At 56.5% G+C, this 9,894-nt stretch carries 7 protein-coding genes and 1 pseudogene; 6 read left to right on the top strand and 2 right to left on the bottom strand.

What is annotated here, in order from left to right:
* Positions 1–136, top strand: a pseudogene (locus tag VGE80_RS17405) (ISAs1 family transposase); the annotation flags it as partial.
* A gap of 1,039 nt (positions 137–1,175) precedes the next feature.
* Here VGE80_RS17405 and VGE80_RS17400 read toward each other — a convergent pair.
* Positions 1,176–2,645 (bottom strand): sigma-54-dependent transcriptional regulator, encoded by a 1,470-nt coding sequence (locus tag VGE80_RS17400; RefSeq protein WP_440593550.1) that lies wholly within the window; start codon positions 2,643–2,645, stop codon positions 1,176–1,178.
* A 98-nt stretch (positions 2,646–2,743) separates the two neighbouring features.
* On the bottom strand, positions 2,744–4,612 hold the full coding sequence (locus VGE80_RS17395; RefSeq protein WP_440593549.1) for a hybrid sensor histidine kinase/response regulator: 1,869 nt from the start codon (positions 4,610–4,612) through the stop codon (positions 2,744–2,746).
* Between the two features lie 449 nt (positions 4,613–5,061).
* On the opposite strand from VGE80_RS17395, the gene VGE80_RS17390 reads away from it, so the two are divergent.
* The 5 genes from VGE80_RS17390 to sucD form a co-directional block, all read left to right on the top strand.
* On the top strand, positions 5,062–5,517 hold the full coding sequence (locus VGE80_RS17390; RefSeq protein ID WP_440593548.1) for a hypothetical protein: 456 nt from the start codon (positions 5,062–5,064) through the stop codon (positions 5,515–5,517).
* Positions 5,518–5,613: 96 nt separating this feature from the next.
* A complete protein-coding gene (locus VGE80_RS17385; protein WP_440593547.1) occupies positions 5,614–6,063 on the top strand; it encodes a hypothetical protein in 450 nt (149 codons plus the stop codon).
* Between the two features lie 1,283 nt (positions 6,064–7,346).
* Positions 7,347–7,532, top strand: coding sequence for a hypothetical protein (locus VGE80_RS17380; RefSeq protein WP_440593546.1), 186 nt, complete (start codon positions 7,347–7,349; stop codon positions 7,530–7,532).
* Positions 7,533–7,795: 263 nt separating this feature from the next.
* On the top strand, positions 7,796–8,983 hold the full coding sequence (gene sucC / locus VGE80_RS17375; RefSeq protein WP_397568774.1) for an ADP-forming succinate--CoA ligase subunit beta: 1,188 nt from the start codon (positions 7,796–7,798) through the stop codon (positions 8,981–8,983).
* A 119-nt stretch (positions 8,984–9,102) separates the two neighbouring features.
* Positions 9,103–9,894 (top strand): succinate--CoA ligase subunit alpha (gene sucD / locus VGE80_RS17370; protein ID WP_440593545.1); only part of this gene is annotated, 792 nt, incomplete at its 3' end.

The raw sequence follows: 9,894 nt of genomic DNA, 5'->3' as shown, positions 1-9,894 counted from the left end.
CAGCATCTGGGCCAGCGAAATGGGCTTGAGCCTTGGGCAAGTTGCGACTGACGAGAAATCCAATGAAATCACGGCGATTCCCGAGGTTTTGAAACTCGTCGATCTCCGAGGCGCGATCATTACGATCGACGCCATGGAGCGTGTGAGTCCATGGGGACGCTGGACGTCCCAGTAACTCGTGGCCAGACGAATTTCCGCTGGTGGCAAAAGAGCGTCTGCCATCAACTGGGAACGATCGCAAAGAATCTGGTGACGGCGACAACGATTTTCCCGAGTGCCCATAACAACCAAACGACGACGATTAAAGGAGCCAGAACTCCTAAAAGCGAATCGTAGAAATCCCTACGCAGGTTTCGCGGGGAAGTCCAGACGCCAAAGACGCAACCGATGATCATTAACACTCCGATGAATAGCGCGACGCTCCCGAAGCCCCAGGAAAGTGTCGCAACCGGCGATGCTCCGCGATTTCGAGCCCAATGAATCCCGACTAAAAAAACATCGAGGATCACTGTCACGAGCATTAAGCCAATCAGACATCCGATGTTTGCAAATGCTCTTCGTCCCGTCCGTGGGCGTTCTGCGATACACCGGTTCCCATTTGTCATGCAAAACGCCTGCGGTGATTGTGGGCGCCGCAAGCAGTCCATTGTCAACACGAACGGTCGGCGGCTCCGGTCTATTGCTTGTTCAGGCATTGTTTGCTCGTCAACTTACCAATTGCCAACGCATCCACCCACAGCGGAAGCCTGTCCCACCGCAGCGAATGTGTTCTCAATTCGTTCCCGCAGGTTGTCGGATGCAGCCTCCGTTTCAGCCTCGAATTACGCAATGTTAGACAGGAAATAGCGGGAACTCTACGCCACGGAAGCAATTTGGTTCTGGAACCTCTTTCGGTGGCACAGTCAGCAATAGCCTCTCAGATCTACCACGCACCTCCATCGGCAGCAGGAGCTATCGGACGTGTTCAGTTTTAGCGGAAGGGTTTTGGAGAAAGGCTGGATTTAAGTTTCGATCCGTAGAAGCGAAGTTCCATACGGCAGATTCTGAGATTGTATGGGCTTGAGGAATCGAGAATTGGTGCACGTGAACCGGTCAACTAAACTGACACGGTTTCAGTGTTGGAGATGTGACGAGTAACGCTGCGATCGGCACTATGACATTTTTAACAGCCGTGCTCATCCTTCCGACAGGCGGACGGACCGGTCGAGGTTGAGGCCGAGGGCGGCGAGTTTTGTTCTGAGGGTGGAGCGGGAGATTCCGAGGGTGGCTGCGGCGCGGCTGATGTTGCCGTCGACGTGTTTCAGGAGTTCCAGCAGCATGACCCGCTCGACTCGTCGGATGACATCGTCGTAGAGGGTTTCTGTGTGTGATTGAATCTGTTGTTGAATAAACTGGACCAAACCCTCTTCTGAAACGGAGTCCCAGTTTCCCGCGGAGGAACTCAGTTCGATCGCGTGGGGTGAGTCCGCACGGGTTGGACGTACGGTCGGAGGAAGGAACTCGGGCAGAATCACCGGGCCGGTTGCTTCGACGACGGCATGTTTCAGGGCGCTTTGCAGTTCTCGCAGATTGCCGGGCCAGGTGTACGATGTCAGGAGATTCATCGCGGACGGTGCGATTTCGCTGATGTTCTTGCCGAGCTCGCGGCTGAACCGCCTCAAGAAATACCTGGCCAGCAGGGGGATGTCCCCACTCCGCTCACGCAGTGGTGGCAGATGAATCGTGTAAACATTCAAGCGATAGAACAGGTCGGATCGAAACGTTTCCCTGGCCATCATCTCGGCCAGATTGCGATTGGTTGCCGCGATCAGTCGCACGTTGGTGTGGACCTGTTCGGTACCGCCGACTCGTTCAAACTGTTGATCCTGCAGGACGCGCAGGATCTTGGTCTGGGTCAGGGGAGTCATGTCACCGATCTCGTCCATGAACAACGTGCCGCCGTCACATTGTTCGAATTTTCCGATTCGCTTGCGATCGGCGCCGGTGAACGCTCCCTTTTCGTGGCCGAACAGTTCGCTTTCCAGCAGGGTTTCGGGAATGGCAGCGCAGTTAATCGCCAGGAAGGGCCTGCTGGCACGCTTGCTGTACTGATAGATCGCACGCGCGACGACTTCCTTCCCCGTACCGCTTTCACCCAGGATCAGCACCGTGACGTCCTGTCCTGCGACGCGACCGATCTGACGATAGACTTCCTGCATGGCAGGGCATTCACCGACCAGCAGATCACCTTCCGTCTCATCGACTTCAGGGTCGGTGGCGATTTTGGCCGGTGTGCGAGTCATGCGAGACGCTTCCATCGCCCGGTCGATCACGGACTGGAGATGGTCGACATCCAGCGGTTTCAGCAGGTACTCGAACGCTCCACTTCGCATCGCTTCAATCGCGGTGCTCGCCGTGCCGTGTCCGGTCATCAGGATCACAGGCACTTTGTGGTCCAATCGCTGAAATTCTTCCATCAGCTTCAGGCCAGAACCGTCTGGCAGTCGGATATCCGTGATCACGGCATCGAACGACTGCTGGCGAAATTGCGAGAGTGCCTCGGCTGCCGATGCGGCCGTGAGGATTGTGATCTGTTCCTCTGGAAATGCGTAACGAAAGCAATCCAGAATCAGATTGTCATCATCCACCACTAAGAGTTTCGGCATAATTTTGTGCAATCGGTAAGTTCACATTCGCCTGCTCCTGTGCGAGCGTCAATGATTTCGTTGATCTTATCGCGGCGATTCGACAATTCACATGCTCATCACGGCGCGGCTTCCGCTTGCGAAAGGCGTAGAAGAGCGTCGAGCAACTGGTCGTCTGAGTGTGGTTTTGCTAGGAAAATCTTGGCACCTGCCGCGACGGCCTTTCGTTCTCGCTGGGCCGTTCCCAGTCCACTGCAGGCAATGACTTTGACATTCGGGTCAATCTGAAGCAGTTTTTCCAGAGTCTGAAAGCCATCCATGCCGGGCATCATCATGTCCAGCAAGACAGCAGAGATCTTGCCGGGGTCTTCCGAAAACTTCTGCACGGCCGAGGGGCCGTCGCTGGCAGTGATCACGTGATAGCCGTTCGCTTCCAAAACAGCCTCTGTCATCTGAAGAATCATCGCCTCATCATCGACCAGTAGAATCCAGCGACCATCACCCGTCCTGACGGGCTCTTCGTTCGATGTCTCACTCGTTGATGTCGGCAACGTTGTCGCGGTCGGCAGATAGATGGAGAAGGAAGATCCGTCACCGGGCTCGCTATAGACCAGGATGAATCCGCCGTGACTTTTGACAATCCCCTGGACTGTGGCGAGTCCCAGGCCGGTCCCTTTGCCCAGATCTTTGGTCGTGAAGAACGGGTCGAAAATTCGATCGAGGACTTCTGCTGTCATCCCGCAACCGGTGTCAGCAACCTTCAGGTGCAGGTAGGTTCCGTCATGGGCATCGGGGTGGGGGAGTGGTGTATTTCGGGAGAAATGAATCGGTTCGGCTTCGATGGTCAGTTCGCCACCCTGAGGCATGGCATCGCGCGCGTTGATGCATAAGTTCATCAGAATTTGCGAGAGTTCCGTCGCGTCACCCATAACGGGGGGGACGTTCGAAGCAATTTTCGTGATGATCTGAATCGATTTCGGGAGAGTATGCTCCAGCAGTCCGCGAGTTTCATCGATGAGCTGGCCAATGTGGATGGGTTGTCGTTCGCCCTGAATCCCGCCGGCAAACGCCAGTAACTGTTGAATCAGAGCGGCACCCCGTCGGGCGCTGGCGACCATCGTGTCGAGTAGCCCTTGACGGTTAGCCGGCGCGCGGTCGGAGGAGAGGAGTTTGGCCCCCATGAGGATCGGGGTCAGGACATTGTTCAGGTCATGTGCGATTCCACCGGCCAGGGTTCCGATGCTTTCCAAACGCTGGCTGCGCAGCGAAATCCGCTCGTGTTTTTTGCGGTCGGTGATATCGATGTCGATGCACAGATACCCCTTGAGATCGTTCCCCTCCTTCAGGATGGTGCGCCGGTGATCCACAATCACGGATTTCCCGGTGCGAGTCATTTTGGTCAGTTCACCCGTCCAGGATCCTCGTTTGTTGGTCTCTCGCAGGATCGTCTGCCAGAGTTCAGTGCCATTTCGGAAGAAGAGTTCACTGGCGTTCTGACCGATGGCTTCTTGAGCGGACCAGCCGAACAGATTGGTCGCTCCGTGGTTCCAATAGGTGATCTTACCGGTTGGGTCGACGACATTGACCGCGTCCGAGACCTGATCCAGCATTTGGGATTGCTGTTCAATCTGCTGCCGCCGACGAACCGCGTCGGTCACGTCTCGAAGGATGACCGTATACACCTGCTCGTCGTCGAGGATCGTGTGCGAGATGGAGGCTTCGATCGGAAACTCGACCCCGGAACGATGCAGGGCCATCACCGTCCGCTGCACCCCCATCCGCCGGCTCGGGATGAGGTCTTTGCCGAACTGCTCGACGTACGATCGATGCTGCGACTGGTAACGCATGGGGATTAAGAGGTCGATTGGTCGACCGAGGACCTCGTCGCTGCTCCAGCCAAAAATGGCTTCAGCGGCGGGGTTGAAAAGAATGATTTCCTGCCGCGCATTCATGGAGATGATGCCATCCATGGCGCTCTCGAGAATCATTCGCACGTGAACTGCGGGGAGGCTTTTCGAAGATTCTGTCGGATGGACACGACTTCCTCGATCGGACGACTGCGCTGGATTTCTGTCCGGCTGGACCATCAATGGCCTGTCTGAATTTTGGTCACCTGGAAACTTTCCGCCACTCTAATATGACGGAAATCTTCAATTACATATTACCTCTGTCACGATACACCGGTTTATCGAGAATCAAAAGGAATCGCGGTTAACGGTACACTGCATGCATTGAGGCCGGTCGTTCACACTGGCGATTGGGGTGTTGCTTTAAATGGCTTTTGAGTAAGTTAGGACACGCGCCTCGACTCGTGCGAGCTTCACGTTGAGGGTGCAACGGTTTCGGAGCCTGTTCCGTTTTTCAACCGAGTGTTCAAGCGAACTCTACGGCGAATTGTCCCGGGATGATTGACGACTAAGTAGAAATGGAATTTCGTATGCGAGGCACATTGACGTTACTGCTGCGTTCGGTCCTGGGAGTTGCTTTCACAGGTGCTCTGGTGATGGCGGGTTTCGCCTGGCACTCAGAGGGTGCTGCTCAGGGGGCGGATAAGGATAAGAATGATGAACCCGACGTCTCGCTCAGTGCGTTCATGCGCAAGAAGCTCGATGCGTCGTCGGAGATCCTGGAAGGACTGACCGTCGAGGATTCCGAAATGATTCAACGAGGGGCCAAGTCGTTGCTTGAGATGAGCAAGGCTGAACGATGGAAGTTCCTGATCGACTCGAAATACCGGGCACACTCTGTGGAATTCAACGGGTCCGTACGGAAGCTGCTGGAAGCGGCCGAGAAAAACAACTTTGACAATGCCGCGCTGCAGTGGTTCGATGCAACGAAGAGCTGCATCGAATGCCATCGGGATGTCCGGGGGACGAGTCAACCGTCGAAATGATTGGAACGGATTTCCCAACCAGTGATACTGGGTCCAGTTCACACGGCAACGAAGACGAGTGTTCTCTCAACTCAAATGACAGGAATAGAATCCACGATGCCAAAAAAACTGAACGTCGCCTTGATCTGGTGCTTGCCCGTAATCGCAACGGCATTCTTTGTCGTCGTGGCAACGGCTCAAAATAAGTCGGACGAACCAAAGAAAGCGGTTCCGGAGGCGAAGGAAGACCTCGACCTGTCGAAGTTCATGCGAAGGAAGCTGGAAGCCTCAAGCTCCATTCTGGAGGGACTCGTTTCCGAAGACGCCGAGAGTATTATCCGTGGGGCCAAGTCGTTGGTCGAAATGAGCAAGGCGGAGAAATGGCAGGTCAAGAACGATGTCATGTATCGGCAGTTCAGCACTGAGTTTCAACGCAGTGCGACCCAGTTGCTCGAAGAAGCCGAAAAGCGGAACTATGACGGAGTCGCCCTGAAATGGATGGACACGACGCTGAAGTGCATCGAATGTCATAAGTTCGTAAGAGGGCTCCGGATTGCTGGTCAGTAATCGTCCCGATGCGATGACCCCGGAATCAGCTCTCTGTCATTTCCGGGGATGAGCCGCCGGGGACTCTGCATCAGTGATGACTCGCCCCTGAAATGGAGACGCAGCGCAAAGCGAGTCTGCTTTGCGTTGAGGAGTCCCGGGTCTGTTGAAAGGCTGTGTGCAAGCAGGCGCCCGAGTTTGAGCCTGCTTCGCATCCACAGTTGTCCGTGGCCTCGATGCTGGACTGATCCGGGGCCGCTTGTTCGCTCGACGATCCTGCGCGAGCTCTGTTCCAAATGTCTGGCTGTTTGGGCTCGCGGTGTTGGTTGTTGTGGCCGACACTGCTCACGTGGGAGCTTTCAGTCGTTGCTCCCAACCGACGCAGGGTCGGTGGAGAGCTTTTGGGGTTGGGGCGTTTGTGTCCTGGGCTGGGTTCGTTTGCGGTCGGAAGACTTCGGTTGCTTCGCTTCCATTGGAGAGTGGTCAGTTGTTCGGCAGGGCCGCAGTGGGTGCTGCAATTTCCGGATTGCTCCGCTCCGGGGGCCGGTATTGGGACGGGAGGCGGCTTTTGGCCGAATGTGAGGCAGCCGCCGCCTCAAACAGCAGCGGCTCGGGCACGAGCGGCTCTTTAACTGATCCCGTCTCGACTGAAGCCTCGATGGACCTCAATGGGGGATCGATGGAGGCCGGGACACGCATTCGGGATGTCGGGTGACACCAAGGAGCGACTGGCCAGCTGGCCAAGCTTTGGCCAGTCGGTGGCCAGTCCCATGTGCTGCATCGATCGGGAGTTAGGTGTTTTTCGGGGACTGGCCTGGCTGGCCAGCATCTGTGGCAAGAGGGACCTTTTTACCGTCGGCGGACGTTCGTTGGGCGGAACTTTGACGCAATGCGGTTTCTGAACGCTGCAGACGGAACGATTGGTATAGCCGTTATTTGAAAACTCGGGAAACAAGTCTTGCGGCCGCTGTCTCTGGCTGAGACGGTCGTGAGAGTGGCGATTGCTGACATTCACCCCTAGGGGCGTGGTTGATTGGGATGCTTGCGGAGTGTCCTGCCCGTCGGCTGTGTTTGTCGGCTGAGGTTAGTGTGGGAATGACCATGCTGCTTGTGCAGTGGCGCCGGTACTGCGTCACCTGTGCGGAGGTATTTACACGGAGACAGCTTGGGCATGGAGGCAGTGTGGGTGTGTGTGGGCGGGACTCGGCGATGTGCGTTCTCGAGCGAACAAAGCTGGCGAATAAAGTAAAATCGTCAGTCATCGCGTCTCCGCTTCGGGTTTCACACTGCCATTCCGTGAGGCGGTGGCCAACTCGATCATGCTGCTGCAGTGCGACGTCGGCGTTTCGAATTCATCGGGCACAATGGCCTTCGCGTCGGCGAGTGTCTGGCTGGCTGGCTGGCTGGCTACGCTCGGTCGAGCTTCGATCACCGGTGATTTCGGCCGGAGCGGGGGACTTTTCCAGGCCGGAACTCATGCCAAGGTGTGACTGTGTAAAGAACAGGGGAACGGACAGAGTTCTCTGTTTGATTTCCTTGCTGCGGCCGGGCGGGTCTGCGTGACTTCATTCTCTGGTGGCCAGTCGCCGCAAAATCCCCGCGGATGCGACGATTTGGGGCGATGGACAGCGAGTTTTGGAGCTGTTTGCGGTCTTGTGGAACAATCGCATCTGGGGAGTTATCATGCGGGGACGCCCGGTCGGTAGAAAACTCCGACTGGCAGTTTTTGGCCGTCGCATCCACAGGACAAACAATGAAGATTCACGAATATCAGGCCAAGCAGCTGCTGGCTGCTGCCGGAGTTAAGGTTCCTCGAGGCATTGTGGCCAAGACCGCCGAAGAAGCGGCTGCCGCCTATACCACTCTGGGTGGCGAAATCTCTGTCGTCAAATCGCAGATCCACGCCGGGGGCCGGGGTAAAGGAACGTTCAAAGAGCACCCCGAACAGCGCGGTGTCGTTCTGGTGAAGTCGGCAGAAGCGGCGAAGGATAACGCCTCACGCATGCTCGGCAGCACGCTGGTCACGATCCAGACGGGTGAAGAAGGTAAGCTGGTCAGTACGCTGCTGGTCGAAGAAGGCCTCAAGATCGCCCGGGAACTGTACCTGGGCGTTGTCGTTGATCGTGAAACCGGTGGCCCGATTCTGATCGCATCGACCGAAGGGGGGATGGACATCGAAGTCGTCGCCCACAACACTCCTGAAAAGATCCTGCACGAGCCGTTCGACGTCGAAGCAGGTCTTCGTGGATATCAGGCACGCAATCTGGCTTATCGCCTCGGACTGGAAGGTCCTTCCGTCCGCGCTGCCGAGAAGTTGCTGACACAGCTGGCCCAGTTCTTCATTGACCGTGACTGCAGCATGGTCGAAATCAATCCGCTGGTCGTGACCGCGGAAGGGGATCTGGTTGTTGGTGATGCGAAGGTGGCCTTCGACGAGAATGCCATGTTCCGGCACCAGGATCTGCTCGTTCATCGCGATCTGTCCGAAGAAGAGCCGATGGAAGTGCAGGCTCAGTCTTCCGGCCTGAGCTATGTGAAGCTGGACGGAAACCTCGGCTGTCTGGTGAACGGTGCGGGACTGGCGATGAGCACCATGGACATCATCAAGTATCACGGGGGAGCACCCGCGAACTTCCTCGACGTGGGTGGTGGCGCCAATGTTGACCAGGTGACGGAAGCATTCCGCATCATTCTCGCCGATCCCAACGTGAAGGGGATTCTGGTCAACATCTTCGGTGGCATCATGAAGTGTGACACGATCGTGACCGCACTTTTGACCGCCTACGACAAGATCGGAATCAAGGTTCCGCTGGTGGTTCGTCTGGAAGGAACCAATGTGGATCTCGCTCGCAAGATGCTGGCCGAAAGCGGCAAGCCAATCATTGTGGGAACGGATCTGACCGACGCCGCTCAAAAGGCGGTCAAGTCGCTGGGTGCGTGAAGTTGAGAGTCGAGAAGTGACGGGCTACGTGACTTCTCGGATTTCTCGCGTCACCAGAACCACAATTGAGCAGACAACAAATTCCTATTCGTTCTTTCTGAAGGCCAGCGACAAACACTATGAGCATTCTTGTCGATAAAAATACCAAGATCATTTGCCAGGGGATTACCGGCAAGTCCGGGTTGTTTCATTCCCAGCAGTGCCGAGCCTATGCCCAAGAGCACCGTCCAGGCGAAGACGTCTTCGTCGGTGGATGCACCCCAGGCAAGGGGGGGACGGAAATCGATGGTTTCCCCGTTTTCAACACCGTTGAGCAGGCCGTTCGAAAAACGGGCGCGAACTGCTCGTTGATCTTCGTGCCACCTCCGTTCGCCGGCGATGCGATTCTGGAAGCGGCTGACGCGGGAATCGATCTGATCGTCTGTATCACCGAAGGGATTCCTGTGCTGGACATGGCTCGCGTCAAGCGGGCGATGGTCAACAGCCGCAGCCGTCTGATCGGCCCCAACTGCCCCGGGATCATCACCCCCGGTGTGGCCAAGATCGGCATCATGCCGGGCTACATCCACAAGAAGGGCTCCGTCGGACTGATCAGCAAGAGCGGTACGCTGACGTACGAAGCCGCCTGGCAGATGGGCAATATCGGCATGGGTCAGACCACCGCCGTCGGTATCGGTGGGGACCCAATCATCGGGACCACCTACATCGATCTGCTCGCCATGTTCGAAGCGGATCCCAAGACCGAATCGATCCTGATGATCGGTGAAATCGGTGGAAACGCAGAAATTCAAGCGGCCGAATACATCAAGCAGCACGTGACCAAGCCCGTCGCTGCCTTCATCGCCGGTTCGACTGCTCCTCCAGGAAAACGAATGGGCCACGCCGGCGCCATCATCTCGGGTGGAAGCGGT

The sequence above is a fragment of the Schlesneria sp. genome (assembly GCF_036405755.1).
In the GTDB taxonomy this organism is placed as follows: domain Bacteria; phylum Planctomycetota; class Planctomycetia; order Planctomycetales; family Planctomycetaceae; genus Schlesneria; species Schlesneria sphaerica.
The sequence above is the reverse complement of the archived record's forward strand: the minus strand, read 5'-3'. Positions and strand labels throughout refer to the sequence as shown.